At 64.9% G+C, this 26504-nt stretch carries 28 protein-coding genes and 1 tRNA gene; 20 read left to right on the forward strand and 9 right to left on the reverse strand.

Annotated features, from left to right (window positions below):
- The coding region (dnaE, locus tag TF1_RS10255) for a DNA polymerase III subunit alpha (protein WP_061783846.1) at window positions 1-2988 on the forward strand (2988 nt) is incomplete at its 5' end.
- Between the two features lie 44 nt (window positions 2989-3032).
- On the opposite strand, the gene TF1_RS10260 is transcribed toward dnaE, so the two are convergent.
- Window positions 3033-4871, reverse strand: coding sequence for a glycoside hydrolase family 15 protein (locus tag TF1_RS10260; RefSeq protein ID WP_011290493.1), 1839 nt, complete (start codon window positions 4869-4871; stop codon window positions 3033-3035).
- 315 nt (window positions 4872-5186) lie between these two features.
- On the opposite strand from TF1_RS10260, the gene TF1_RS10265 reads away from it, so the two are divergent.
- From TF1_RS10265 to TF1_RS10315, 11 genes are all read left to right on the forward strand, one after another.
- The gene (locus tag TF1_RS10265; RefSeq protein WP_016187973.1) at window positions 5187-5513 is read left to right on the forward strand and encodes a YbaB/EbfC family nucleoid-associated protein; all 327 of its coding nucleotides are present in this window, start codon (window positions 5187-5189) and stop codon (window positions 5511-5513) included.
- Window positions 5514-5612: 99 nt separating this feature from the next.
- On the forward strand, window positions 5613-6212 hold the full coding sequence (gene recR, locus TF1_RS10270; RefSeq protein ID WP_011290491.1) for a recombination mediator RecR: 600 nt from the start codon (window positions 5613-5615) through the stop codon (window positions 6210-6212).
- 221 nt (window positions 6213-6433) lie between these two features.
- Complete coding sequence (locus tag TF1_RS10275) at window positions 6434-7705, forward strand: aspartate kinase (protein WP_011290490.1); 1272 nt, start codon at window positions 6434-6436, stop codon at window positions 7703-7705.
- Entirely contained in the window at window positions 7702-8760 is a 1059-nt protein-coding gene (locus TF1_RS10280) for an aspartate-semialdehyde dehydrogenase (protein ID WP_011290489.1), read from the forward strand. The genes TF1_RS10275 and TF1_RS10280 overlap by 4 nt, the downstream gene beginning before the upstream one ends.
- Before the next feature lie 915 nt (window positions 8761-9675).
- Complete coding sequence (locus TF1_RS10285; protein ID WP_011290487.1) at window positions 9676-9909, forward strand: hypothetical protein; 234 nt, start codon at window positions 9676-9678, stop codon at window positions 9907-9909.
- 303 nt (window positions 9910-10212) lie between these two features.
- The gene (locus tag TF1_RS10290) at window positions 10213-10446 is read left to right on the forward strand and encodes a hypothetical protein (protein ID WP_016187972.1); all 234 of its coding nucleotides are present in this window, start codon (window positions 10213-10215) and stop codon (window positions 10444-10446) included.
- 310 nt (window positions 10447-10756) lie between these two features.
- On the forward strand, window positions 10757-10993 hold the full coding sequence (locus TF1_RS10295) for a hypothetical protein (protein ID WP_011290485.1): 237 nt from the start codon (window positions 10757-10759) through the stop codon (window positions 10991-10993).
- Window positions 10994-11289: 296 nt separating this feature from the next.
- Complete coding sequence (locus TF1_RS10300) at window positions 11290-11541, forward strand: hypothetical protein (protein WP_038043006.1); 252 nt, start codon at window positions 11290-11292, stop codon at window positions 11539-11541.
- Between the two features lie 255 nt (window positions 11542-11796).
- The gene (locus tag TF1_RS10305; RefSeq protein ID WP_011290483.1) at window positions 11797-12045 is read left to right on the forward strand and encodes a hypothetical protein; all 249 of its coding nucleotides are present in this window, start codon (window positions 11797-11799) and stop codon (window positions 12043-12045) included.
- Window positions 12046-12340: 295 nt separating this feature from the next.
- Window positions 12341-12616, forward strand: coding sequence for a hypothetical protein (locus tag TF1_RS10310; protein WP_016187970.1), 276 nt, complete (start codon window positions 12341-12343; stop codon window positions 12614-12616).
- 270 nt (window positions 12617-12886) lie between these two features.
- Window positions 12887-13261: a hypothetical protein gene (locus TF1_RS10315; RefSeq protein ID WP_016187969.1), complete on the forward strand. Its 375-nt coding sequence runs from the start codon at window positions 12887-12889 to the stop codon at window positions 13259-13261.
- Window positions 13262-13288: 27 nt separating this feature from the next.
- On the opposite strand, the gene TF1_RS10320 is transcribed toward TF1_RS10315, so the two are convergent.
- Complete coding sequence (locus tag TF1_RS10320; RefSeq protein WP_011290480.1) at window positions 13289-14083, reverse strand: GntR family transcriptional regulator; 795 nt, start codon at window positions 14081-14083, stop codon at window positions 13289-13291.
- A 600-nt stretch (window positions 14084-14683) separates the two neighbouring features.
- Here TF1_RS10320 and TF1_RS10325 point away from each other — a divergent pair.
- The gene (locus TF1_RS10325; RefSeq protein ID WP_011290479.1) at window positions 14684-15250 is read left to right on the forward strand and encodes a PLDc N-terminal domain-containing protein; all 567 of its coding nucleotides are present in this window, start codon (window positions 14684-14686) and stop codon (window positions 15248-15250) included.
- Window positions 15251-15303: 53 nt separating this feature from the next.
- Here the strand turns inward: TF1_RS10325 and TF1_RS10330 are convergent, their stop codons facing one another.
- Entirely contained in the window at window positions 15304-15489 is a 186-nt protein-coding gene (locus tag TF1_RS10330; protein WP_061783847.1) for a hypothetical protein, read from the reverse strand.
- 241 nt (window positions 15490-15730) lie between these two features.
- On the opposite strand from TF1_RS10330, the gene serS reads away from it, so the two are divergent.
- Window positions 15731-16999 carry a serine--tRNA ligase gene (gene serS, locus TF1_RS10335; RefSeq protein WP_011290478.1) on the forward strand — a complete coding sequence of 423 codons (1269 nt, stop codon included), beginning with the start codon at window positions 15731-15733 and terminating at the stop codon, window positions 16997-16999.
- A gap of 290 nt (window positions 17000-17289) precedes the next feature.
- Entirely contained in the window at window positions 17290-17601 is a 312-nt protein-coding gene (locus TF1_RS10340) for a type II toxin-antitoxin system VapB family antitoxin (protein WP_011290477.1), read from the forward strand.
- On the opposite strand, the gene TF1_RS10345 is transcribed toward TF1_RS10340, so the two are convergent.
- On the reverse strand, window positions 17568-18485 hold the full coding sequence (locus tag TF1_RS10345) for a LysR family transcriptional regulator (protein WP_061783848.1): 918 nt from the start codon (window positions 18483-18485) through the stop codon (window positions 17568-17570). The two genes, TF1_RS10340 and TF1_RS10345, sit on opposite strands and share 34 nt — an antisense overlap.
- An 83-nt stretch (window positions 18486-18568) precedes the next feature.
- Here TF1_RS10345 and TF1_RS10350 point away from each other — a divergent pair, with 83 nt between their 5' ends.
- Entirely contained in the window at window positions 18569-19675 is a 1107-nt protein-coding gene (locus tag TF1_RS10350; RefSeq protein WP_011290475.1) for an aminotransferase class V-fold PLP-dependent enzyme, read from the forward strand.
- Window positions 19676-19800: 125 nt separating this feature from the next.
- Here the strand turns inward: TF1_RS10350 and TF1_RS10355 are convergent.
- The 4 genes from TF1_RS10355 to TF1_RS10370 all read right to left on the reverse strand — a co-directional run bounded on the left by TF1_RS10355 (window position 19801) and on the right by TF1_RS10370 (window position 22247).
- A tRNA-Ser gene (locus TF1_RS10355) sits at window positions 19801-19888 on the reverse strand.
- Between the two features lie 823 nt (window positions 19889-20711).
- Window positions 20712-21197: a nucleoside deaminase gene (locus tag TF1_RS10360; protein ID WP_016187966.1), complete on the reverse strand. Its 486-nt coding sequence runs from the start codon at window positions 21195-21197 to the stop codon at window positions 20712-20714.
- Window positions 21194-21688 (reverse strand): tRNA adenosine deaminase-associated protein, encoded by a 495-nt coding sequence (locus TF1_RS10365; RefSeq protein WP_061783849.1) that lies wholly within the window; start codon window positions 21686-21688, stop codon window positions 21194-21196. Before TF1_RS10365 ends, TF1_RS10360 begins: the two co-directional genes overlap by 4 nt.
- A gap of 58 nt (window positions 21689-21746) precedes the next feature.
- Window positions 21747-22247, reverse strand: a complete 501-nt coding sequence (locus TF1_RS10370) for a tRNA adenosine deaminase-associated protein (RefSeq protein WP_011290472.1) — start codon at window positions 22245-22247, stop codon at window positions 21747-21749.
- 307 nt (window positions 22248-22554) lie between these two features.
- Here TF1_RS10370 and upp point away from each other — a divergent pair, with 307 nt between their 5' ends.
- From upp to TF1_RS10385, 4 genes are all read left to right on the forward strand, one after another.
- A complete protein-coding gene (gene upp, locus TF1_RS10375) occupies window positions 22555-23208 on the forward strand; it encodes a uracil phosphoribosyltransferase (protein ID WP_016187965.1) in 654 nt (217 codons plus the stop codon).
- A gap of 392 nt (window positions 23209-23600) precedes the next feature.
- A complete protein-coding gene (locus tag TF1_RS10380) occupies window positions 23601-23825 on the forward strand; it encodes a hypothetical protein (RefSeq protein WP_011290471.1) in 225 nt (74 codons plus the stop codon).
- Between the two features lie 141 nt (window positions 23826-23966).
- Entirely contained in the window at window positions 23967-24134 is a 168-nt protein-coding gene (locus TF1_RS16245) for a hypothetical protein (protein WP_011290470.1), read from the forward strand.
- 15 nt (window positions 24135-24149) lie between these two features.
- The gene (locus TF1_RS10385) at window positions 24150-24662 is read left to right on the forward strand and encodes a PH domain-containing protein (RefSeq protein WP_061783850.1); all 513 of its coding nucleotides are present in this window, start codon (window positions 24150-24152) and stop codon (window positions 24660-24662) included.
- Between the two features lie 491 nt (window positions 24663-25153).
- On the opposite strand, the gene dnaB is transcribed toward TF1_RS10385, so the two are convergent.
- Entirely contained in the window at window positions 25154-26503 is a 1350-nt protein-coding gene (gene dnaB, locus TF1_RS10390) for a replicative DNA helicase (RefSeq protein WP_011290468.1), read from the reverse strand.
- Between the last annotated feature and the right edge of the window lies 1 nt (window position 26504).

Genomic DNA, 26504 nt, shown 5'->3' on the forward strand with positions numbered 1-26504 from the left:
GTGGAGTTGATGGACCACGGTCTGGATATTGAGCGGGAAGTCCGCTCCGGCTTGTTGACTGTGGCGAAGAAGCTCGGCCTGCGGCCCGTGGTCACCAACGACTCCCACTATGTGACCGAGGACCAGGCGGCCGCGCATGACGCGCTGCTGGCCGTGGGTGTGGGCAAGAACCTCGACGACCCTACGCGTTTCCGGTTCAACGGCACCGGCTACTACCTCAAAAGCGCAGAAGAGATGCGGTCCCTCAACACGTTCGACGAATGGTTGGAGGGGTGCCGCAACACGCTGTGGATCGCCGAGCAGGTGGAGGACGGCGCATACGACGACGTGTTCCGCCCCCGGGACTTGATGCCGAAGTTCCCGGTGCCGGAAGGGGAGACGCAGGCGAGCTGGCTGCGCAAGGAGATTGAACGCTGCATCCCGAACCGGTACCCCAACGGGCCGAGCCGGGAAGTGCGGGAACGTATCGAACACGAGTTGAGCATCATCGAGCGGATGGGGTTCCCCGCCTACTTCCTGGTGGTGGCGGACATCTGCCAGTACGCGCGGCGTTCGGGGATCGCGCTGGGGCCGGGACGTGGTTCGGCGACCGGGTCGATGGTGGCCTACGTGCTCGGGATCACCGACTTGGACCCGTTGGAGCACTCGCTGCTATTTGAACGGTTCCTCAACCCCGAGCGTGTGTCGATGCCTGACATCGACTTGGACTTCGACGAACGTAAGCGCGGCGACATGATCCGCTACGTGACGGAACGCTACGGGGAGGACCGGGTCGCGCAGATCCTCACGTTCGGCACGATTAAGGCGAAGGCTGCGATCAAGGACGCGACGCGGATCCTCGGCTACCCGTACGCGCTCGGTGACAAGATCACGAAGGCGTTCCCGCCGGCGGTGGGTGGTAAAGAGATTCCGCTGTCCGCGGTCTTCGACGAAAGCCACCCCCGCTACAACGAGGCGGCTGAGCTGCGGCAGCTCATCGAATCCAACCCGGACGCCCGCAAGGTGTATGAGACTGCAAGCGGTCTGGAAGGGCTGACCCGGGGCACGGGTGTGCACGCGGCGGGTGTGATCCTCTCCGCTGAGCCGCTGCTCGATGTGATCCCGCTGCACAAGCGGGAGACGGACGGGGCCATCATCACAGGCTTCCCCTATCCCCAGTGCGAGGAGATGGGCCTGTTGAAGATGGACTTCCTGGGGTTGCGGAACCTGACGGTCATCGACGACGCGATCCAGAACATCAAGGCCAACGAGGGCAAGGAGATCAACCTGTCCGCCCTGCCGTTGGACAACAAGAAGACGTATGAGCTGCTGTCGCGCGGGGACACGCTCGGTGTGTTCCAGCTTGACGGTGGTCCGATGCGGGCGCTGCTCAAGCGGATGGAGCCGAAGAAGTTCGGTGACATTGCCGCTGTGCTCGCCCTGTACCGGCCTGGTCCGATGGCGGCGAACGCGCACAACGACTATGCGGACCGGTCGAACGGGCGCCAGGAGATCACTCCGATCCACCCGGAGCTGAAGGAGGCGTTGGACCCGATCCTCGCCGAGTCTTTCCACCTGATCGTCTACCAGGAGCAGGTGATGGCGATCGCCCAGCAGCTCGCCGGGTACACGCTGGGCGGCGCGGACTTGTTGCGCCGCGCGATGGGGAAGAAAAAGAAGGAGGCCCTGGAGAAGGAGTACACCAAGTTCTCCGAAGGCATGCTGTCCCGGGGCTTCTCCAAGGAGGCCATGCAGGCCTTGTGGGACGTGATGCTTCCCTTCTCCGGCTACGCGTTCAACAAGTCGCACACGGCCGGGTACGGGATGATTTCTTATTGGACCGCCTATTTGAAGGCGAATCACCCGGCGTCCTACATGGCGGCTCTGCTCACGTCGGTGGCGGACGACAAGGACAAGATGGCTGTCTATCTGGCGGAGTGCCGGAAGATGGGCATCCGGGTGCTGCCGCCGGACGTCAACGAGTCGGGTCTGCAGTTCACCCCGGTCGGCAACGACATCCGTTTCGGGTTGGGCGCGGTCCGCAACGTGGGCGCCAACGTGGTGGAGTCGATCCTCAAGACCCGTGAGGAGAAGGGGAAGTTCACGTCGTTTGTGGACTTCCTGTCGAAGATTGAGCTGACGGTCTGCAACAAGCGGGTCATCGAGTCGCTGATCAAGGCGGGGGCGTTCGACTCGCTCGGCCACTCTCGCCTGGACTTGTACCGGCACCACGAGGCCGCGGTGGATGCGGTGCTCAGTTCGAAGAAGCAGGAGGCGCACGGCCAGTTCGACCTGTTCGGCGGGGGTGACGAGGAGGACGGCGGGGAGAGCGCGCCGCTGGGCTTCTCCATCAACTGGACGGGTGAGGAGTGGGACCGGAAGACCAAGCTCGCGTTTGAGCGGGAGATGCTCGGCTTGTACGTGTCCAGCCATCCTTTGGCGGGGGCCGAGCGGATTCTGGCGCGGGCTAGTGACGCCCCGCTGCTGGACGTGGTGAACGGGGAGCGCCGCAACAACGACGAGGTGCGGATTGCGGGCTTGATCTCCAAGGTGGAGAAGCGCATCAACAAGGCGGGCAACCAGTGGGCGATCGCCACGGTCGAGGATTTGGACGCTTCTATTGAGGCTTTGTTCTTCCCCAAGGTGTATCCGCTGTATGTGGACGCTTTGGTGGAGGACACCGCGGTGTCGATCAAGGGGCGGCTCAACGACCGGGACGGCACCTTCTCCCTCTTCGTGTCCGAGATGTCGATTTTGGACATTTCCCATGTGTCTGAGGGGGAGCCGCCGGTTCTGTTGACTATTCCGGAGAAGAGGGTCACCCGGGAGTTGATCAGCGAGCTGAAGCAGACGCTGCGCAGCCACCGGGGGGACACGCCGGTGCGGATCCGGGTGGACAACCCGCGGCGGTCGCGGATTTTCGCGATCGACGACTATCCGGTGCGGGTCAGCCCGGAGTTTTCGGGTGAGGTGAAGAGCCTGCTGGGACCGGAGTCGATCACCTACTGATCCCGGTGTGGTGTGGGGGCCTGCCGTCCCGGCATGGTGCGTGGCTAGGCGGGGCGGCGGGCCTCCACGCGGTGGGCGCGTTCCCGTTGGGCTTCGTCCAAGTGGAGTGCTGCTTCGATCAGCGCCAGGTGGGTGAACGCGTGCGGATAGTTGCCGAGCATGGTGCCGTCTGCGGTCATTTCTTCCGCAAACAGGCGGAGTGCTCCGGCGTGGGCGCACAGGGTGGTGAAGCGGTGGTGGGCTTCGTCGACCCGGTTGGCGAGGACGAGCGCGGAAACCATGTCGAACGAGCAGGGGAGGAACGCGCCTTCCCCGGTGTCGGGCACGTCGTCGCGGGTGGTGGAGGCGTCGTAGCGGTGCACGAGGAAGCCGGCTTCGCCTAGTTCGGCGTCGATCCGGTCGATGGTGGCGACGACGCGGGGGTCGGTGCCGGGGAGGAAGTCGACGAGGGGAATGTGCAGCAGGGAGCCGTCGACGTTGGCGGCCCCGTAGGTTTGCACGAACCTGCCGAGCCCGGCGTGGCAGCCTTTCGCGATCACGTCGGTGCGGATCGCGTCGCGTTCTGCCTGCCACTGGTCGAGGGTGTCAGCGGGGACGGTGCCGGTCTGTTGGAAGAGGCGGATGGCCCGGTCGAAGCACACCCACGCGTACAGTTTCGATTCGGTCCAGTGCCGGGGACTGGTGTTGATCCCCCACACTCCGGCATCGGGGTGGCGCCACAGCCGGCCTGCGATCTCCACTACTTTGCGGAGTTCGTTGAGGTCGGTTAGGGAGGTGTGTCCGGTGGCCTCGTGGTAGGCGAAGGCTGCTTCCAGGATGTGTCCGTAGACGTCGAGCTGGTGCTGCCGGTAAGCGTCGCTGTGGATGCGCACGGGCCGGGAGTCGTGGTAGCCGCTGAGGTGGGTCAGCGTGGTTTCGTTGGGGAGCGGGGTGTTGTCGATGCGGGTGACGGGCGGCACCCGGTTTTCTTTTTCTGCGCAGTAGTCGAGGAGGAATCGCAGCAGTTGGCCTGCGTCGTTGTGGTGGCCGAGGCGGAGCAGGGCGCGGATGGTCCGGGCTGTGTCGCGGCGCCACGCGTAGCGGTAGTCCCAGTTGCGGGCTCCTCCCGGCCATTCGGAGAGCGACGTGGTGGGGGCGGTGATGAGGGCGCCGCTGTCGTCGCTTATGAGTCCTTTGAGGACGACTGCGCTGTGCCGCACCCAGTCGGCTGCGACGCCCTGGTAGTCGGAGCGGGATGCCCACGCCTGCCAGGTGTGCGTGGTCTGGGTGAGGAGGTGGTGGGCGGTGGTGGCGTCGACGCGGCGCAGCATGTCGCCCGTGTAGTCGAGGCCGAGTGCCACGGATTCTCCGGCGCGCAGCACCATGTCGGTGACGACGGCTCCTGACCGGTCGGGGATGGTTTCTGCGGGGCCGGAGAGGAGGAGGCCGCTGTGCTCGTCGATGAGCGCGTGGCTTCGGCTGGTCCAGTGGGCGTCGCGGGTGCTGTAGTCGGGGCGTGCCGTGATCCGGGATTGGAGGCGCACGGTGCCGCGCTCGCAGTGCAGGAGCCGCACGAGGATTCCGGCGGGTGCGATTCCGGAGGCGTGGCGGGGGACCACGGCGAGGAAGTCGTGGCCTACCGCGGTTCCGTTCGGGGTGTGCCAGCGGGTGCGCAGCACCAGGGTTTCCGCGAGGTAGTCCCGGTGGACTGTGGTGGCTTCGGGCACGGTCCACTCCCAGGCGCCGCCGTGGTGCCGGTCGAGGAGGCGGGCGAAGACGCTGGGGCTGTCGAAACGGGGCGCGCACAGCCATTCAATGGTGCTGTCGGGGGCGACGAGTGCGGCGGTGCGGCAGTCGGACAGCATCGCGTACTCGCTGATGGGCGGGATTGTGGTTGTGGTCATGGTCGCAACTCCGGTCGCTCGGGCGTGTCGAACGGTGTTGCTGGGTGCGCATCCTTGTGATGCGTGGGGGTGTACGGGCGGGAGGACGGGGCACAACTGTTGCTCGTCATGGTGTCTTCCGCCTGTCGTCGGATGCCTTACGGCGTGGAGCAGGGTTTTTTGCCGTGACTATTGCTGGCTATCCCTCTTGGGGGTGGGTAAACCCGCTGGGGGTGTCGCATCCGTGGTTTTGGGGGGCGGGAGAGCGGCTAGGCTCGCAGGCACGGACAACCCAGACCAAGGAGCAGAACAGTGAATCCTGGTGGCGGATTGGACATGCAGGCGATCCTGCAGCAGGCCCAGCAGATGCAGCAGCAGCTCATGGCGGCCCAGCAGGAGTTGGATGAGACCAAGGTGACGGGCTCTTCCGGTGGCGGTCTGGTCAGTGTCACCATGAACGGGCGCGGACAGGTGGAGGACGTGTCCATCGACCCGAAAGCGGTGGACCCTGATGACGCTGCGGAGACCGCGCAGACGATTGCGGACCTGGTGCTGGCAGCGATCCGCGACGGTGAGCGTATGGTGGAAGAGATCCAGCAGCAGAAGATGGGTCCGCTCGCCCAAGGGTTGGGCGGTGGTTTTCCTGGGCTTCCCGGTCTGTGACCGGTCAGCCGGGGTCGCGGGTCCGGTGGGGTAGGGTCCTCACCGGTTCCGTGTGTCCACTACGGTGGTAGCAGTATCCACGTCACGAGTAGGCAGGCAATGTACGAAGGCGCGGTTCAGAATCTGATCGACGAGCTTGGGCGGCTGCCTGGCGTCGGTCCGAAAAGCGCGCAGCGTATTGCCTTCCACCTGCTCGCCGCGGAGACCGCTGACGTTCACCGTCTGGTCAACGCGCTTGTCGCGGTCAAGGAGCGGGTCCGGTTCTGTGCCGTGTGCGGCAACATTGCCGAGGAGACCCAGTGCCGGATCTGCCGTGACCCGCGTCGGGACGACACGGTGATCTGTGTCGTTGAAGAGCCGAAGGATGTCGTGGCTATCGAGCGGACGCGGGAGTTCCGCGGCCGCTACCACGTGCTCGGTGGTGCAATCAGCCCGATCGAGGGCGTGGGCCCCGACGATCTGCGTGTGAAAGAGCTGATGGCGCGCCTCTCCGAAGGCCGGGTCACCGAGGTGATTCTCGCCACGGACCCGAACCTGGAGGGTGAGGCGACCGCCACCTATCTGGCACGCCTTCTGAAACCCATGGGGCTGAAGGTCACCCGGCTCGCCAGTGGCCTGCCCGTGGGAGGCGACCTCGAGTATGCGGACGAGGTCACCCTGGGCCGGGCCTTCGAAGGCCGCCGAGCCCTCGACTTCTGAGAGCCGAACTTCAGCCCCCTCGCCCCAGCGGCCGCGGCAGGTCACCCGGCCGGGCGAGAGCCGTATCCGGGTGATTGGTCGACGGCCCCACTGATATCCCTGTCCTGTTCACGGGTATCTCCCTGCCTCGGCTCCTGTCCGACGCGCAGGGAGCCGTGAATCTCCGATCACTAGACTGGCTGGTCGATTACCGTGAACCCGATTCCTCAGGAGCGCCGACCGTGGCTTTGATCGTGCAAAAGTACGGCGGGTCGTCCGTCGCTGATGCGGATGCCATTAAGCGGGTAGCCGAACGGATCGTCGCTCAGAAGAAAGCCGGATACGACGTGGTCGTCGTGGTCTCCGCCATGGGCGACACCACTGACGAGCTTCTCGACCTTGCGAAGCAGGTGAGTCCGCTCCCGCCGGGCCGGGAGTTGGACATGCTGCTGACTGCCGGGGAGCGGATCTCGATGGCCCTGGTTGCGATGGCTATCGGGAACTTGGGCTATGAGGCCCGGTCGTTCACCGGTTCGCAGGCCGGGGTGATCACCACGTCGCTGCACGGCAACGCGAAGATCATCGATGTCACCCCGGGGCGGATCAGGGATGCGCTCGCCGAAGGGGCGATCTGCATCGTCGCTGGCTTCCAAGGGGTGTCGCAGGACAGCAAGGACATCACCACGTTGGGCCGCGGTGGTTCGGACACTACGGCTGTGGCGCTTGCTGCGGCGCTCAACGCCGACTTGTGCGAGATCTACACCGACGTCGACGGGGTGTTCACTGCTGATCCGCGTATCGTGCCCTCCGCTCGACGCATCCCCCAGATCTCCTACGAGGAGATGCTGGAGATGGCGGCCTCCGGCGCCAAGATCCTGCATCTGCGCTGCGTGGAGTATGCGCGGCGGTACAACATTCCGCTGCACGTGCGCTCGTCTTTCAGTCAGAAGCCCGGTACCTGGGTCGTCTCGGAAGTTGAGGAAACCGAAGGCATGGAACAACCGATCATCTCCGGCGTGGCGCATGACCGGAGCGAAGCCAAGATCACGGTTGTGGGGGTGCCCGACCGTGTCGGCGAGGCAGCAGCGATCTTCAAGGCGCTGGCCGACGCTGAGATCAACGTGGACATGATCGTGCAGAACGTGTCCGCGGCTTCCACGTCGCGTACGGACATTTCTTTCACTCTGCCTGCCGACTCGGGGCAGAACGCGCTGGCCGCGTTGAAGAAGATCCAGGACAAGGTCGGTTTCGAGTCGCTGCTGTACAACGACCGGATCGGCAAGGTGTCGCTGATCGGCGCGGGGATGCGCTCCTATCCGGGGGTGACTGCTCGGTTCTTTGACGCTGTGGCCCGCGAGGGCATCAACATCGAGATGATTTCCACTTCCGAGATCCGCATCTCGATCGTGGTGGCGCAGGACGACGTGGACGCCGCAGTGGCCGCCGCGCACCGTGAGTTCCAGTTGGACGCCGACCAGGTCGAGGCCGTTGTGTATGGAGGTACCGGCCGATGAGTAACCGTCTTCCCACTCTCGCCGTTGTGGGGGCCACCGGTGCGGTGGGCACTGTCATGTTGGACATTCTTTCCACGCGTAAGAACGTGTGGGGGGAGATCCGCCTGGTGGCGTCGGCCCGGTCTGCGGGCAAGCGGCTCACGGTCCGCGGCGAGGAGGTCGAGGTTCAGGCTATTTCCCCGGAGGTCTTCGACGGGGTCGACGTGGCCATGTTCGACGTCCCCGACGAGGTGTCCAAGGAGTGGGCGCCGATCGCGGCGGAGCGGGGCGCGGTTGTCGTGGACAACTCTGGTGCGTTCCGTTTGGACGACGACGTGCCGCTGGTGGTGCCTGAGGTCAACGCCGAGCAGGTGCGCAACCGTCCGCGCAACATCATCAGCAACCCGAACTGCACGACCCTGTCGATGATTGTGGCGATCGGGGCGCTGCACCGGGCCTACGGGCTGACGGACCTGGTGGTGAGCTCGTACCAGGCGGCGTCCGGTGCGGGCCAGCAGGGGGTCGACACGCTGTACGACCAGATCGCCAAGGTGGCGACGGACCGCACGTTGGGTACTCGTGCGGGGGATGTGCGGGCTGCGGTGAGCGACTTGGGTCCGTTCCCGGCGCCGCTGGCGTTGAACGTGGTGCCATGGGCGGGGTCGTTGAAGGACGACGGCTGGTCGTCGGAGGAGTTGAAGGTCCGCAACGAGTCCCGGAAGATCCTCGGACTGCCTGACCTGCGGGTGTCGGCAACGTGTGTGCGCGTGCCGGTGGTGACCACCCACTCGCTTGCGATCCACGCGACGTTCTCCACGGAGGTGGATGCGGACGAGGCGCGGCGCCTGCTGGCTTCCTCTCCTGGCGTGGTGGTCCAGGACGACCCGGCGAAGGGCGAGTTCCCGACCCCGATTGACGTGGTCGGTACGGACCCGACGTGGGTGGGACGGATCCGCCGTTCGCTGGACGACCCGCGGTCGCTGGACTTGTTCCTGTGTGGGGACAACTTGCGTAAGGGTGCGGCGTTGAACACCGCCCAGATCGCTGAGCTGCTCGCTGAGGAGTTCACCAGCTAGCGCGGTTCTGGTCTGTTTGCGGGGAGGACGGCTGCTCGCCGGTGCGGCGGGTGGCGCGGTCCTCCCCGTTTTTCGTGTCTCGGCGGGGCGTGCTGCGGCCGGTGCGCAGCGGAGGCGGGGGTTGGCGCGGGAGAGAGGGTTCGATGGCCGCAGTCCTTTCCCTGCTTCGGATCCGCTTCATCCGGAATTCCGGTTTTCTTATCCTCGAAAAAGGGGAGAGCAGTTTCTTCTTTTCAACCGGAGAAAAATGTCTTCTATCCCATGAAACGCGGTGATCCGAACTGCAGGGACAGTAAAACAGTTGCAAGGATGTCTGGGGCGAGGTTTCTGTTTACCGGTAGTACGGGCATCGTTTGTTTGGTGCTGTTCAACGTCTGAGGCGATGGCCGGCGACTTGTGTCGTCGGCCATCGTGCGTTGCGGGGGAATGGACGCGGTGTGGCTGCCCGCTGCGGGGGCGGTTGTCCGGACACTGCTATATCGGCCGCTTTGACCAGCATCTTGAGGACTGGCATGTCGCCACGGGCCGGCTAGGGAGGGCCGCGTTCTGCTGCGAGGAGGGTGCAGCGGCCACAGGATCAATTCCGGATCTTGTGTCGGCAACGCCAATCCCAACAACAAAAGAAACCGTAATTCTTGTTTTCATTGCACTCCGTTCCCCTTCTGCACAGGAACGCTTTTCTTTCGGAGATCTCGGAAGGAGAACCAAATTTTCTCTTCCTCTACCTTTCTCCGCTAGTAACGTTGAGAGCCAATTGTTCAAAAAAGAGTCCAGGGCACGGATTTTCTCGTCTGTCTCGACTGGGTTGTGCGGCACTGTTGTGGTGTGCGTCCAGGAGAAAACTCCTGGACGTTGCGATAACGGCTGGCGGCCGCCTATCGGTCGCCGAGGGCACGAGAGAAAGGTATGTCTCAGATGCGGCGAATCATGAAGCTAGCCGCTGTGGGCGCGCTGGCCGCGGGGCTCGTCGGCGCGGGGGCCTCGACCGCCTTCGCCCACGACTACACCGAGATCACCGCCACCAAGACGGCACAGTGTGTCGCTGAGCAGCCAGCAGTCGGCCTCGGCCTGCTCGCCGGGCTGGGCTTGAACGTCAACGCCCTCAACTCGGCGTCCTGCACGGGCAGCGTCAACGTCAACGACAACTAGAAACCGCAATTCTTATTTGCATTAAAAACCATTCCACTGCCCTGATATAAAAGCGCCGCCTCCCACAGGAGTCTGGGGAGGCGGCGCGTCTTTCTCTCTCCCCCAGATCGCCCGGATTTGCGACGGTCACACTGTGGTTTTGCCGGTAAAGACAATGCAAAACCCGCGTTCCGAAGCGTTGCAGGTAAACCCCCGCATGGCATTGTTGTGCTGCACGGTTTGAAGGATGCTCTCAACCGTCATCGCAGTGAGCTGATGGTCGCTTTTGTCGACCGTCGTTACCGTCATCGAAAGGTATTTGTCATGCGGCGAATCATGAAGCTGGCTGCCGTGAGCACGCTGGCCGCGGGTCTGCTCGGCGCCGGGGCCTCCAGCGCCCTGGCCGGCGACTACACCGAGATCACCGCCACCGAGACCGCGCAGTGCATCTCGGCTCAGGAGGCTGGCGGTTTCAGCTTGCTCATCGGTGCGGGCGCGAACGTCAACGCCCTCAACGCGGCGTCCTGCACGGGCAGCGTCAACATCAACGACAACTAGAAACCGCAATTCTTATTTGCATTAAAAACCATTCCACTGCCCTTCGGGAAAAGACGACCTCCTCCACACTCTGCTGGAGGAGGTTCCGTTTTTACCCTCTTCCACACACTTCCCCTTGCTTCCCCAGATAATGGATTGCAATGAAACAATAAAGGGAAGCAAAGGAATGGCATAACGCGCATTCGTCCATTCAAAACGCGTTGGATTAACGGCAGTATTGCAGCACGTGTTCGGGCGATCAGCTCGGCACAGACCGTTGATCGGTGGTCGTTGTAGCGACCGTCGTTACCGTCATCGAAAGGTATTTGTCATGCGGCGAATCATGAAGCTGGCTGCCGTGAGCACGCTGGCCGCGGGTCTGCTCGGCGCCGGGGCCTCCAGCGCCCTGGCCGGCGACTACACCGAGATCACCGCCACCGAGACCGCGCAGTGCATCTCGGCTCAGGAGGCCACCGGTGCGGGTCTGCTCCTCGGCCTGGGCCTGAACCTGAACCTGCTCAACTCTTCGGCCTGCGCTGGCAGCGTCAACGTCAACGACAACAACTAGTTTCGAGGGCGCTCCGGTCCGCCTGGACTGACACCCCATCGCTCTCCACCCGCCGCCTCCCACGGCACGGCTGTCTGGACCGTGGGAGGCGGCCCGACACCCAACCCGCGTCGCACGGCGGCGTGGGCTAGCGGCATTTTCAGTAAAAGAAAAGCAATCCCCGTGTCTTCGCGTGGCTCATGCCCACCCCATGCGACATAGTTTCCGAGAGCAATCGAGAGATCACTCTCGGTGCACACCTGTCGATTGACGGTCGCCTGACCGCCAACGGTCACCATTTGAAAGGTTTGAGTCACATGCGTCAGATGACGAGGCTAGCCACGGTGGGCGCGATGAGCCTGGCCCTGGTCGGTGCCAGCGCTTCCGCTGCGCTGGCGGGCTACCACGAGTTCTCCAGCGAGGAGACCTTCACCAACATCGACCAGTGCGTGGTGGTCCAGCAGTTGGAGGCCGGCGGCCTGACCCTTCCGGACATCATCCCTCCGGACCTGCTGGGCGGCTCTGCCTACAACTGCATCGGCAACGAAGTCGTCGTCGTCAACGAGTAGTGCCTCCAGGGCTCCTCCCAACGCTGCGAGGAGCCCCCGTTTCTCATCCCAGAGACGGTCTTTGACTCTCCCATGAAACCGGCCCCGGACGGCCCAGCCCGCTCCGGGTAAGGGAGTCACGGTCTTCACCGGCCTCGTTCGCCCGTGGCCGCAGACCGTCGCCGCATCAAGCCAGAAAACGTGCTTCTCAACGCCCGCCCGCTGGCCGTGTCCGTTCCCACACGGTCAGCGGGCCTCACAGAAGGGACACCCTCAATGCGTGGAATCGTCAAAGCCGCGGCGGTGAGCGCGATCACCGCGGGACTGCTCAGCTTCAGCACCGCTACTGCCCTGGCCGGCGGATTTGAGATCGACCGGGAGTCGCACACCACTGTCGTGGACCAGTGCGTTGTCGACCAGCGCGTGACCATCTCCAGCCCGCTCGACCTTCCCGCCGAGCTGCTGCCGCTGGGGGAGGACACCTACAACTGCATCAGCAACGAGGCCGTCGTCATCAACCGCTGACACCTCGTCTGGAGCTCCCTCTCTGCAGGGAAGGCGGCCGCCTTCCACCTGGCTTCTGGGAGAAGGCGGCCGCACCCGTACTGACATTGATCCCGCACACCCTGGGCTGTGCGTCACGGTTGCGACCCACCACCCGATCCCCTCCGCCTGGTCTTCCGCTCTGCTTCTTTCTTTGTCATCGCGTCACCGGCTCCCGGCCTCCCGATCCCTGCGCGACACGGACCACACCCGCATCTTCGACCCGTCGGCCGTGACCGTTTCACACACCGAGATCCACACGGAAGGGACACCCTCAATGCGTCGAACCGTCACTGCCATAGCAGTGGGGACGCTTGCCGCAGGGCTGTTCAGCAACACCGCTCCTGCTCTGGCCGGTGAGGAGCCGCGCCCCATCGTCATGGAGCTGTGCACGGTCACCCAGCGCCTCATCACCGGGAACGTCACCGTTCCCTCCCCCGCACCGGCGCCTGATGAGCCTCCGGACCTGCCGGCGCCGGCCCCCGAAGCGCAGCACCACCCCTTGCTCGCCGCGGCATGCGAGGGCAACTCCGTCACCGTCACTACTCCTTAAGCCCAGCACACCCGCAGCTCTTGCCCAGGGCTGCACTCGAAAGCACGACGGTCTCGGGCCTGTCCGCGAAGACCGTCCCATCCGGCCTGGAGGAGTCCGCTACTGCTTCGGAAGGCGGCCTTCCGAAGGCCACAGCGGCACACGGTTCCCGTGGCTCTGCGCGCTGTGGCAAGAGTGGGGCTGTCCAGCGTCCCCGCTGCGGCTTCTTCGGCCTTGTCCGTCGCTGCCTACCGCACGAGCAGCGGACGTCCGAAAACCCGAAGAAAAGGAATGGATTCTGTGATGCGCCAGATCATCAGGGGGGCGGCAGTAAGCGGGGCGGCCGCGTGTCTTCTCGCTGTCAGCTCCTTCCCCGCCCTCGCCGAAGAAGAAGCGGACTGGTCTACGGACGTGAGCATCGACCTGCCCGTCCTGGACGACGAGGTCTCCGGCCTCAACGAGCAGCCTGAAGGCGAAGGGCTGGAAGAGGACACTGTCGGGGCGGGAACCGTCATCAACCAGTGCGTTGTCGAACAGGACGCTCTCGTGCTAGGTCTGGCCCCCGGCGACCCCGGTGGTCTTCCGCTGCTGTCCCTAGGCTTGAACGTCCTCAACGAGTACTACTGCATCGGCAACACTGTTGAAGTCCACAACCACGCCAACTAGGCGTACTCCTCACTCCAGCTGGTTTGCTCACTCTGCCGATCCCATCTGAGAAGAAGCGGCCGTCTCCCGGGACCGTGGGGGAGACGGCCCGTTCTTGTCCGCGGCAGTCCGCCCCGGCCGGGACGGGGAAACCAGCCGGTAGCCGAGCCGGCAGTGCTCCGCTGAGACGATGAGGTCCGACGTTTCCACGACCCGCCGCCCAGCAAAATGGGTGCGCTGCACGAGCAGGATGGCCGTGCCCGGCTCCAGTGCGAGCCGCCGCGCTTCCACCTCCCGCAGTCGACGAACCGACACCTCCTCTTCGATCCGGTCCACGGTGACCCCCACCTCGGCGAGCCGCTCCGCCACACTGGTGTCTGGCCGCTCCCCCGGGGTCAGGCCGGTGCCCAGCGTGAGAATGGCGGGCTCCCACGCCACCCACAGCGCGATCGGAGTGCCCTGCGCGTATCCGAGGCATTCCGTCCGGTACAGCGGCTCCCCCACCCGGGTGCCGAGCCGCCGGGCCATGGCAATGGACGCGGTCTCGGTCCGGGCCCCCAGCCACTCGGTGCGCAGCGGGTCGAGCCCGGGGAGGTGGGAGGTGCGGGATAAGAGGACTTCCGCGGAAGGCGCTCGCACGTAGTACCCGGATCCGGCCCGTCCCTCAATCAGCCCTTCTGCCACGAGAAGCTGTAACGCGCAGCGCGCCACCTGCTCGCTGACCGCGTGGCGGCGGGCCAGCTGGGCCCGCGAAGGCAGCCGAGTCCCTGGGGGAAGCTCCCCGTTGAGGATGGGTTCCCGCAGACTGTCGGCGACCCGCAGGTAGCCGGGCTTCTCAGTCACGGTTATCCGCACGGTTGGACTCTGCCTCCACGACACTGGTCGAGACTGTGTGTCACGACTGTGGTCCCGGGGCATACGGATCTGCTTGCGATGACGTGTCGCCGCTCGCCCATGGAGCCAGTAAAGCAGCAGGTCGTGCCCGTGCGCAGAGAAATCAAGAAGGAAGCCCGCTTTTCTTCCACCCGACCGACGGTCACGGAGAGTACATGTCTTCGGGGTTTTCTGAGGGCGCGTCGACGTGGAGACCGGACCGCTGTGGAGAGCAGCGGCCGCCATCCGCAACCCCGTGTCCCGGGAGTCCGGCCCCGGCGGTGACCCGCGGGTCAGCGGTGTCTCCGCTGCTGTTTCCCGGGGGGACGTGCCCCGCCGCCCAGACCGCGGTCTGCGCTGTCAGCCTGCTTTCCCGGCTCCGATGCGCCTACGCACAAGCCTGTGCCCGTGGACGGGCAGCATGCTCCGGGCTCCTATGCGGAGCGTGTCCGACAATCGCAGGGAGTTTTACCGTCGGCTGGCCGTGCCGCTGGCGTGCGTTGGGTCGTGACTCCCCATGCTGGTGATAGCAGCCGGAAAAAGAGTCGCAGAGGGAGGGTCACGGCAGCCGTGACACAGCAGCCGATGTCGGACAGCACCGCCATGCTCGTAGGAATCCTCGCGGGCCTGGCCACAATCGCGCTACTCACCTTGGTCATCGCGGCGCTGGCCTCCGTACTGTCCATGCGTTCGCTGACCCGGGGCGGCAAGCTGCTGTGGACGCTCCTCGTTCTCCAACTGCCGATCCTCGGCGCTGTTGCATGGTTCGTCATCGGCCGGCAAGGCCCGCTCAACAGCCTGCTCGGCTTGATCAAAAGCGGCCGCCACGAATCCCCCGGCACCGGAGAGCACGTCCACGACGACCTGTTCGAAACCGACGTGGACCGGCTTCTTGCAGCCTCGAACGGGGCAGAGTCGCGCAGCTCGCGGCGGGCCACCGCTCTCGTCACCGAGCCGTCTCGCTTCGCCGACGAGTACAGTCCGGCAGACCACTCGTGGCACACCGTCAACGGGCACCACGATACGGCCACGATCAGGGCCCGCACTGGGGCGACCGCCTCACGGAGGGGCAGCGACTCCACCCCGCGGTTCCGTAGTGAACGTTCCAGGATTCCGCGTTCCCGAATGCCCAGGTGAACGTTGAGGGGCCCTCACCTGAAACGTTGGGAACAGCGTGCCTGGCGGGGGTCTCAGCCCACCAGCACCGAATCCTCGTCGAACATCCAGTCTTCCGAGGCCACCCGGTACAGCTCGTGGCGCAGTGCCAGCTCCAAAGCCGTGTCTTCGGGTGCAACCTCGTCGAGCCGGTCCAGTGCCGCGCGGATTTCCGCGGCGGTCATTGCACCAACCGGCTTCATCCCCCAGTGCTGTGTCATTGTGTTCTCCCCCTTTCTGCTCCGCCACCACACCGGTGCGGAGCGCAGGCCGGTTTCCCGGCCGAAGCGAGACCCGTCGCAAGGAGGGATCCCACTCGTGTCCTCGTGTAGGCCCCCTTGCCGCACGCTGCGTCCCCGTGACAGGTCCTTTCGGCCTCATTCGACGAGGCCGACACCTTTATCGTTCCAGAAACGTCTGACACTGTGTGCGGAAAGCCGTGATACCGGTACCCTGCTCAACGTGATCGACCTTCGAGCTCTACGGGAAGACCCTGACCGTTTGCGCGCGTCGCAGCGGGCACGCGGCGAAGACGAATCTGTCGTCGACCGGCTGCTGGATCTGGACTCGCGGCACCGCGCCGCCCTGGCGCGTTTCGAAACGTTGCGCGCCGAACAGAAAAGCGTCGGCAAGTCTGTTTCCCGCGCCTCCGCAGAGGAGCGGGAAGCGCTGCTGAACCGGGCGAAGAGTCTGGCGTCCGAGGTCAAATCCGCTGAGGCTGAGGCCGAAGCGCTCTCCGACGAGCTCACCACACTGCTGCGTTCCGTGCCGAACGTGGTGGAAAGCGACGCGCCGGTGGGCGGGGTTGACGACTTTGTCGTGGTCGAAGAGGTCGGCACGCCCCGCCAGTTCGACTTCACCCCCCGCGACCACCTGGAACTGGGTGAGATGCTCGGCGCCATCGACACGGAGCGGGGCGCCAAAGTGTCGGGGGCGCGGTTCTACTTCCTCACCGGTGTCGGCGCGCTGCTGGAACTGGGCCTGCTCAACTTGGCGATGCAGCGGGCCGTCGCCAACGGCTTCACCCCGATGATCCCGCCGGTGCTGGTCAAACCGGAGACCATGGACGGCACCGGGTTCCTCGGGGAGCACGCTGCGGAGGTCTACCACCTTCCCGCCGACGACCTGTACCTGGTGGGCACCTCCGAGGTGCCGCTGGCCGGGTACCACGCGAACGAGATCCTGCCCGCTGACGCCCTGCCGACCCGCTACATCGGCTGGTCGTCGTGCTTCCGCCGGGAGGCGGGCTCCTACGGCAAGGACACGCGCGGCATCATCCGGGTCCACCAGTTCAACAAGGTGGAGATGTTCGTCTACGCTCACCCGGACGAGGCGCACGAGGAGCATCTGCGGCTGCTCGCGTGGGAACGCGAGATGCTTGACCTGATCGAGGTGCCCTACCGGGTGGTGGACATCGCCGCCGGTGACCTGGGGACGAGCGCGGCACGCAAGTACGACTGCGAGGCGTGGCTTCCCAGCCAGGGCCGCTACCGCGAGCTCACGTCCACGTCGAACTGCACCGAGTTCCAGTCCCGCCGTCTCAACATCCGCTACCGCGACACTGACGGCAAGCCGCGGTTCGTGGCCACGCTCAACGGCACGCTGGCCACCACGCGGTGGATTGTCGCGATCTTGGAGAACCACCAGCAGGAGGACGGTTCCGTGGTGGTGCCTGAGGCGCTCCGCCCGTTCGTGGGCCAGGACGTGCTGCACCCGATCGCGAAGAAGTAGGAGGGGGGCCGGTGGCCGGGGACCGGCTGCTGTCTTGCGGCCACCGCAACACCTCTTCAGGAACAGCCGCCTGCCGCGGAGGGTTTTCTCCGCGGTTTTCTAGGTTGGGCGGCTGTTTTTCTCTGCTTCTCGAACTTTTTCAGCGCGGACATTCCCCGTGCACCCCCTTTTTCCTTTCGCGGGCTGAAATATCCTCTTCGGGGCTGTTTCCGCCGACCTCATTCTGAACAGGGGGTGTCCGTTTCTCTGTCATCTCTCACCACCTGTCCAGTTCCGCTTACTATTGGTGCATGGTCTTCAAGCGGGTCGGCAACGGCCGTCCTTATCCTGATCACGGCCTGTCGCCAAGCGCGTGGTACAAGATTGCGCCTAGACAGGTGCGGCTGGATGAGCTCGTGACCACCAAGAGTGTTTTAGATTTGAAATACCTCCTCTCCAAGGACTCCACCTTCTTCGGGGATCTTTTTCCGCACGTGGTGCGGTGGAAAGGCGAACTCTACTTGGAGGACGGATTGCACCGGACGCTGCGCGCCGCCTTGCAGCAGCGGGAAACGGTGGCGGCCCGGGTTTACGACCCGGCCTGGTTCCCGGAGTTGAGTTGACCCACCGCGGCGGTGAGCTCGTCTACGAGCGCCGCGGCAGCAGGCGGTATCGTGCCCCCGGCAACAGCCACGAACAGGCGCCGCCAGCCCAGTTCCGGGGAGTCGACCACGGCGACGTTCTCCCCCTGGTGGAGGAGGAGGGCAAGCTGCGGCAGCACCCCCACTGCCATGCCCAGGGACACGAGACGCTGAACGGCCAGGTGGTCGTCGGTGGTGTAGGCGATCCAGGGCTCGAATCCGGCCCGGCGGCACACGTGGACGAGGTGGGAGCGGCAGCGCTCGCAGCCCGCCACCCAGGTCTCTTTGCGCAGGGCAGCGAGTTCCAGAGTGTGCTCAGCGGCGAGCGGGTGGTCACCGGGAAGCAGCAGCCGCACCTGTTCCCGGCAGAGCGTGACCTCGCGGATGCCGGTGCTCGCATCAGGGGGTGTCTCGTCGTAGGAGAAGGCGAGGGTGACGTCCACTTCGCCTTCGCGGAGCAGGTCCAAGGATTCGGGGGGTTCCGCTTCGACCAGGGTGACCGCGACATCGGGGGCGCGTTCCCGCAGGGTGGCCAGGGCTTGCGGCACGATTCCGGCGGTGGCTGTAGGGAAGGCAGCGAGGCTGACCCGGCCTGCCCGCAGTCCCGCGATGGCCGCGACTTCTTCTTCAGCCGTGTCCAGCCGGGCCAGTACGGCTTCCGCGTGGCCGACGAGGACCCGGCCCGCTTCGGTGAGCCGCACCCCGCGCCCGTGCCGCACCACGAGGGGCGTGCCCACTTCCGCTTCGAGGCGGGCAATGTGGTGGGAGACGGCGGGCTGGGTGTAGGAGAGGGCGCGCGCGGCCGCGCTCATCGATCCCAGTCGGGCCACCTCGCACAACACACGGAGTCGAGTGAGGTCCAGCACACCCCCAAGGTATCAAAGCTATTTATGAGAGAAGACGAAAATCTTTTCTTGATCTTTGAGATCGGGTTGCTGACAATCCAAGCATGGACACCGCACCCCTACTTCCCTCGTCAATCCGCGACCAGTTCACCCGTGAGGTGGTCTATTTGAACACCGCCACCTGCGGGCTTCCGCCCCGCGTCGCCCACGAGGCGACTCTCGCCGTGGAGCGCGACCGCGCCCGAGGACGGTTGACGTTGGACATTGCGCATCAGGCGGTGGAGCGGTCGCGGGCCGCCTTCGCCAGACTGGTCGGAGTGCCCGTGTCTCGAGTGGCGGTCGGATCGCAGGCGTCCTTCTTCGTCGGACTGGTCGCGGCTTCTCTTCCCCCGGGTGCAACCGTGGTCGTGGCCGAGGAGGACTTCACCTCGGTGACCTACCCTTTCCTCGCCGCAACCGGACGAGGGGTCACGGTCCGCCCGGTTCCGCTGGACCGGATCATCGACGCCGTGGACACGAGCGTGGACCTTGTCTCGGTCTCTGTGGTCCAGTCCGCCGACGGCCGTATCGTTGATGTTCCCGCGCTGCTGGACGCGGCTGCCACGCACGGCGCGCGGGTGCTGCTGGACACCACCCAGTCGTCGGGCTGGCTTCCTATTCCCGCAGACCGCGTGGACTACCTGGTGTGCAGCGCCTACAAGTGGCTGCTGGGACCGCGGGGCGCCTGTTTCTTCGCGGGAACCGACGATGCCCTGGCCGAACTCACGCCGATCGCGGCGAACTGGTTCGCGGCTGAGGACATCACGAGCGCGTTCTACGGCACCGAGCTACGCCTGGCCTCGGATGCGCGCCGCTTCGACCTGTCCCCGGCGTGGGCGTCGTGTGTGGGGCTCGCCCCTGCTTTGGAGCTGCTCGCCGACCTGGGGGAAGCAGCGCTCGGAGCCCATAACGTCGCGTTGGCGAACCGGTTCTGCGCTGCGCTGGGACTGCCGCCCACCGATTCAGCGATCGTCAGCGTGGCAGTGGACGCCAAGGCGCAACAGGTTCTGGCCGACGCGGGGATTGTCGCGGCCATGCGCGCAGGCCGCATGCGCTGCGCTTTCCACCTGTCCACGGACGCGGCAGACGTCGACCGCGCAGTGGAGGAGATCGGGCCGTACCTGCGCGACGCAAACCTGGAGGAGGCTGTCCGCGTGCCGGGCGACCGGTAGGGGACGCAGGAACGCGCAGAGCGGTGGACCGGGGTTCTCCGCGCAGCAGCACCTGCTGGGATGTGCTCGCGGTCAACGGTCGTCCCCGGGGAAAGCAAGAGGCCGGTCCTCCAGGACCGGCCTGCTGGCGGTGGAGGTGGGATTTGAACCCACGGAGGGTTGCCCCTCACACGCTTTCGAGGCGTGCGCACTAGGCCGCTATGCGACTCCACCGCGGACCACTCTACATGGCTCTGTGAAGTGCCGCGAGTTGAGCGGTCTCCACCCGACACTTTATGTGCGGTAAGTCACATTGAAGACAAAGTGCGCCAAGTGGAGCATCCCGGCCATCGGGTACCGCCACCGTGCTTCACCCGTCTCTCGAGCACAGCGCCCCCGGCAGGCTCGCATGGCCGGAAAGTGCGGCGTCCAGCGAGCAGTAAAGAGCTCGACCGCCGGACAGGCTTGTCGGCCTCTCGGATCCCTGTTTGGGGGATCGGTGGGCCGCCTCGTCCCCGTCTTCGCTGCCCTGTCACGGATGAATCTCACCCTGGCTGCGCCAACGGGAGGAAATGCTCTCTTCACGCGAAGCGCCCCCGTAAAACCATGGGGTACGGCACGCCGGTTACGAATACGAGCCTTTACCCGGAGACGCATTCCCCGACCAGCCCGCCTCGCCCCGGAAACTCCCCCTGAAATTCGTTTCTTTCGCGAAAGCCCGGCATACCGTCATCCGCCTCATCACCGAGCATCTCCATGCCCTGCTCCTGCTTTCCGGAAAGGCACAATTTCGACTTCACCAGATGTGGAGTTCAACGGGGAAGATTGGCGCACGCGGTTTCAGAAGTCCTTTTGCGCACGGGGAGTTCACTGCAGGCCAGTGGTTTTCTGTGCTTCCGCTCCCCATGGCGAATGCTTTCCTGCCCACGCAGCGCATGCCGTCGGGATGCTGGCGGGCCGACTACCCTGCAACACCGCCGGGTCCGACGAAACGGTGTTCGTTGCACGCGTGCGGCTGGTACTCACTGACGGTGGTGTCTGCCAGGGCTGGGCAGTGCTATCGGGTACGGTGGCGCGCGAAGAAATCGGTGAGGAGGCGGCTGCACGCGGCAGACAGTTCCGGGTCCACGAGGTCGGGGGGAATCACTTCGGGACGGTGGTTGAGTCGCCGGTCGCGAACCACGTCCCACAGGGACCCTACGGCTCCTGCCCGTTCGTCGCGTGCCCCGTAGATGAGCCGTTCGATCCGGGCCAGCACGATGGCGCCCGCGCACATCGTGCACGGTTCAAGAGTGACCGCCAGGGTGCAGCCGCTCAGCCGCCAGCTGCCTAGACGCCGTGCTGCGGCGCGCAAGGCGAGCACTTCGGCGTGTGCGGTGGGGTCGCCGGTGGCCTCGCGCTCGTTGTGGCCGGCGCCGATGACCACGCCGTCCGGGTCGAGGACGACAGCGCCCACGGGAACATCGCCGCTAGACGATGTCTTCTCGGCCTCTTCCAGCGCCCGCCGCACGGCGGCGTCGACCCCACTCCGCCCTACGCTCATGCCCGCAGCTCGTCGAGTTCTCCGGCGAATCCGGCACGGTCAGCGATGGTGGTCAGCGCATCCGCGGGCAGGATGCCTTCGCGCGTGGTCAGCACCATCAGTTCGGTGCCTGGGATGCCGAGGTCGTCGAGCAGGTCGGGGTCTCCCACCGGTTCGGGGTAGGGGTTCTGCCCCGTGCCTTCGGTTTCTTGATCGTCGTCTATTCCTCCGTCGGTTTCGAGGAACAGGCGGGCTGCCGGGTGCCCGTACACCACTCGCATGTCGGAGAGGAAAGCTCGCGGCTCCCCGGTGTCGTCCAGTCGGGCAACGCCGAACCATTCGTCGTCGGCTTCCGCGAGCACCACGACGGAGGTTTCTGCGGTGGACTCGGCCGCGGCCGTGTCACGCATCAGATCGGCAAGGTCGTCGATTCCCTCGTACTCCGCTAAATCCACCTCGGTCCCCGTCCACCCGTCTGCTGCATGGGAGAAGACCGCTGCGAAAACCGCCACCCGGACTCCTGTCTACTGCGCTTCTTCAACCACGTGCCAGCCGGTGTGCACGCTGGCTTTACCCCAACGCGTCCAGGGCGCGTTGGAAAGCAGCGTGAAATCCGAGACGTTCCGCGATACTGGACAGCACCTCGTCCGGATACAGGTCGAGGTCTCCGGCCAGTGCACCCAATTCCATCTCATCCAGCCCCAGGTCAGCGAGGATCGACATGTCTCCTGCGGGGAGCACCTGGTCTACATCCTCGTCGTCGGGGATGTCGATATCCAGGTATTCCAGGACATCGCGGGCGATCTTCCAGTCCATCGACGCGGTGATATCGGAGAGGAAGACGCTGACGTTGTCCCGTCCGTAGACGCGGGCGAGGATGAAGAAGTCGTCGGCGACCGAAACCAGGCCGATGGCTCCGCTGATGCTCGGCTGCTGGTGGAGGGCGTGCAACAATCCTTTGAGGTCGCGGGTTAGCGCGACTGGGAGCAGGTCGACATCCCAGTAGTCTTCTTCTCGATAAGCTACGGCGGCGAAGTCGCCTGCGCCATCGTCCAGTTCGAGTTCCGTCATCGTCGCTCCACCCGGCTGGCCTTGGTCAAACCAGAATCGCAGATCGTCCCTTGCTTGGTCACTGAAACGGCTGCCTTCGCCCGTGTTGTGCTCTCCTAGCGGGAAGGCTGGTCCGTTGTAGAAGTCCGCGCTCACATCTCCTATTAGAACGGACGTTCCTGTAGGAACAGAACGTGATCCGGTCTTCAACCGCACCCCGCGACAGCGACAGAGCGCCCCGCGGGGAGCACGCACCGTGAAACCCCTGGTGGAATCGGTTTGACGGGGAATGTGTGGGAAGGCGCCCGGAACGATAGTTTGATCTCCTATGGAGATCTTCGTTGTGGACCATCCGCTCGTTGCCCACAAGCTCACCACGCTGCGGGACGTGCGCACGGATTCGCCTACCTTCCGCCGTCTCACCGACGAACTCGTGACTCTTCTCGCCTATGAGGCGACGAGGGATGTGCGGGTGTCGGAAGCCACGGTGCAGACTCCGCTGACCGAGACGGTGGGGGTCCAGCTTTCCCGGCCGGTTCCGCTAGTGGTGCCGATCCTGCGCGCCGGGTTGGGCATGCTGGACGGGATGACGCGTCTGCTGCCCACCGCCGAAGTGGGCTTTTTGGGGATGGTCCGCGACGAGGAGACGCTGCAGCCGGCGACTTACGCAGACCGGCTGCCTCGGGACTTGTCGGGGCGGCAGTGCTATGTGCTCGACCCCATGCTGGCGACGGGCGGCACTTTGGCGGCGGCGTTGCGGCTGCTGGTGGAGCGGGGCGCCGACCATATCACTGCGCTCTGCCTGCTTGCTGCCCCGGAAGGGTTGGAGCGGCTGCGCACCGGTTTGAGCGGGGTGTTGGAGGAGCGCGGCGACCTGCGGCTGCGTGTGGTGACGGCCGCTATCGACGAGCGTCTCAACGAGTCGGGGTTCATTGTTCCTGGGCTGGGGGATGCGGGGGACCGGTTGTACGGCTCCGCATAGCCACTGGAAAGTTTCTTTCTCCACTCCCCAGATAAATTAAGGAAACTTTATGTTTTAGTTTTATCTCCTGGGGAATAAAGCAATGCTTGTTCGGGATCTAAAACTCTACCCCTGGGATCACAACCAGGGGTTTCTTGTACCAGTCGAACTCATATCGAGATATACGCGTGACCCGTTGTGGTAATGATGTTTATGGCTCCTAATAATTCTCCGCACAACCCCAACCGAAAAACCGTGATCTCCACCACTCATCCCCCCGGTCCCTGATCGGGCGCTCGGTGGTCGGCACAATCCCGCGCCTGCGGGAAGGTGCCCCGCCCGCTCTGGACTGCGCCGGAGCTCACAAAGAGATCGGAGCACCACGACCGCTCTCTGCCGTCCCGAGGAGTGACATGTCCCAGACCCATGACGCGCTCTCGCGCGACCTCGCCCCCGTTGTCACGCGACTCAGCGCCGAGTTCAAGGACGTGCACCCGGAATCGATCGTGTCCCGCTGCGTCACCGCGGCCCGGAACGGGGCGGAGGACGTGGTCGGCTACGCCACTCCGGAGCTCGTGGAGCGGATTGCGCGGCAGCACCTGAAAGTTCTCGCCTTGGCCCTGGCGGAGCAGCGCTGACCAAATATCGGACGAAGGTCCGACCCTAACCTTCTGACCTGGAACGGCACGCCAGAGCTTCCTATTGTCTTTACGTGTCCCAGCACTGGTGTAACAATCGTTGTGGGTTAGTGGGTCTTCGCTCTAGTGGGGAGTGCGTTCATGCCGCCGAAATTGAAAAAATGGCTGGGTTACGCCCTCATTGCCTTTGCCATCTTCTACCTGCTGACTCAGCCGGCCACGGTGGGCACTCTGGTTCTGAACATCTTCGCCGGGCTGGGCGGAGCCGCCAACTCGCTCTCCACGTTCGTCAACACCATCTTGTTGTGAGGGGCGTGAGCCCGGATGAAGCTGGTGACACCGGGCGACTCGGCGCCCGCGTCGGTTAACCGCTACCTGCTCCCCCACGAGCAGCAGGTCATCACGGTCCGCCGACACCCTGCTGTCCTGTTGGGGCCGACGGCGATCGTGCTGGGCAGTCTGATCGCCGCGGGGATTCTGAGCAACATCTCGTTCGTGACGAGCGGGGCCATGCTGGCCATCATCTGGTGGCTGTGGCTGCTGGTGCTGGTGTGGTTCGTATGGAAGGTCGCCGAGTGGTCGGTCGACTACTTCGTCATCACGTCGGCGCGCCTGTTGGGCACGAACGGCCTGATCACCCGGCAGGTCAACATGATGCCGCTGGGCAAGGTCACCGACATGCGCTTTGAACGCACCCTGTTGGGCCGCTTGCTGGGCTACGGCACGTTCGTCATGGAGTCGGCCGGTCAGGACCAGGCTCTCAGCAAGATCGACTTCATCCCCTACCCGGAGCAGCTTTATCTCGAAGTGGTGGGCCTCATCTTCCCCGACAAGTGAGTGACCCACTCACCATTACGATCCACCCCTCGTGAGTTGTGGGGCCTCGCGCGAGCGCGGGGCCCCACAACTTTTGCTGCCGTTCCCACGGCAAGGAAGGTCTATTTGACTTCAAGGTGAACAGAAGGTTAACTTGGGTCATCGTCTAGTTGAATGAGGGGGTGATGTCATGGCTTGGCGAGCAAGCAAGGCGCCATCGACCACCCGCCCCGCCCAGACTCGACGCCGCCATCGGCCGACCCGTCGGATGACTTCTCTGCGGCACAGCACCACCCTTCTGCCGCAGCAGCGGGACACTGCGGACACGGAGACCCTCGACACACGGCCGAAGCTGACGTGGGTTTTGCTGCCGGACAGCACTGGCCGTCTGCGTCCTCAGGCGCGGTGGATCTGAGATTGTTCGCCTGAGCGGGTGAGGGACCGACCAGACGCTGGTCGGTCCCTCACCCGTTAGCGACGCCTGCCAGTGAGACCTGCTGGTGGGGCGCCTGTTACCCCGGTGCCATGTCGACGAACCGGCTGTAGTGCCCTTGGAACGCCACGGTCACCGTGGCGGTGGGGCCGTTGCGGTGCTTGGCCACGATGAGGTCGGCTTCCCCGGCCCGCGGCGACTCTTTCTCGTGCACGTCCTCGCGGTAGAGCAGGATGACCATGTCGGCGTCCTGCTCGATGGAACCCGACTCCCGCAGGTCGCTGATCTGCGGTTTCTTGTCGGTGCGCTGTTCTGGGCCGCGGTTGAGCTGGGACAGGGCGACGACGGGAACCTCAAGCTCCTTAGCGAGCAGCTTGAGCGAGCGGGACATCTCGGAAACCTCCTGCTGGCGGCTCTCCACCCGGCCGTGGGAGCTCAGCAGTTGGAGGTAGTCGACGATGACGAGTTTCAGGTCGTGCTGCTGTTTCAGCCGACGGCACTTGGCCCGGATCTCCATCATCGTCAGGTTCGGGGAATCGTCGATGAACAGCGGCGCTCCCGCGACCTCGCCCATCCGCCGCGCCAGCCGGGCCCAGTCCTCGTCGGTCATCATTCCCGAGCGCATAGTGTGCAGGGGCACGCGCGCTTCCGCCGAGAGGAGCCGCATGACGATCTCGTTGCGCCCCATCTCCAAGCTGAAGAACACCGTGGTCAACTGGTGTTTGATTGCTGCAGAGCGGGCGAAATCCAGGGCGAGAGTGGACTTTCCCACCGCGGGACGGGCCGCGATGATGATCATCTGTCCGGGGTGCAGCCCGTTGGAGAGGGCGTCGAAGTCGGTGAACCCGGTGGGGACCCCGGTCAGGGTGTCGTCGTGGGAGGCGATTGCTTCGAGCTCGTCGAGCGCTCCCGGCATGATGTCGCTGAGCGGCAGATAGTCTTCGCTGGTGCGCCGTTCCGCGACTTTGAAGATCTCGGCTTGGGCTTGGTCGACAAGGTCGTCGACGTCCCCGTCTCCCGAGTAGCCGAGCTGCGCGATGCGGGTGCCCGCCTCGACCAGGCGGCGTAGCACGGCGCGGTCGGCGACGATCCGCGCGTAGTATCCGGCGTTCGCTGCGGTGGGGACGGTGTCGGTGAGCGTGTGCAGGTAGGGAGCGCCGCCCACCCGCGCGATCTCTCCCCGTTTGGTGAGTTCCGCGTGGACGGAGATCGCATCCACCGGCTCGCCTCGGGCGAACAGGTCCACGATCGTGTCGTAGATGGTCTGGTGGGCTGGGCGGTAGAAGTCGGAGGAGCTGAGGATCTCCACTACCTGGATGATGGCTTCTTTGGACAGCAGCATGCCGCCGAGGACGCACTGCTCGGCCATGATGTCGTGGGGCGGGGTCCGGTCATACCCCACTTCCTCGACTGAATGGTCGACGCTCATG

This window comes from Thermobifida fusca NBRC 14071 = JCM 3263 (assembly GCF_001592045.1).
Classification (GTDB): Bacteria; Actinomycetota; Actinomycetes; order Streptosporangiales; family Streptosporangiaceae; genus Thermobifida; species Thermobifida fusca.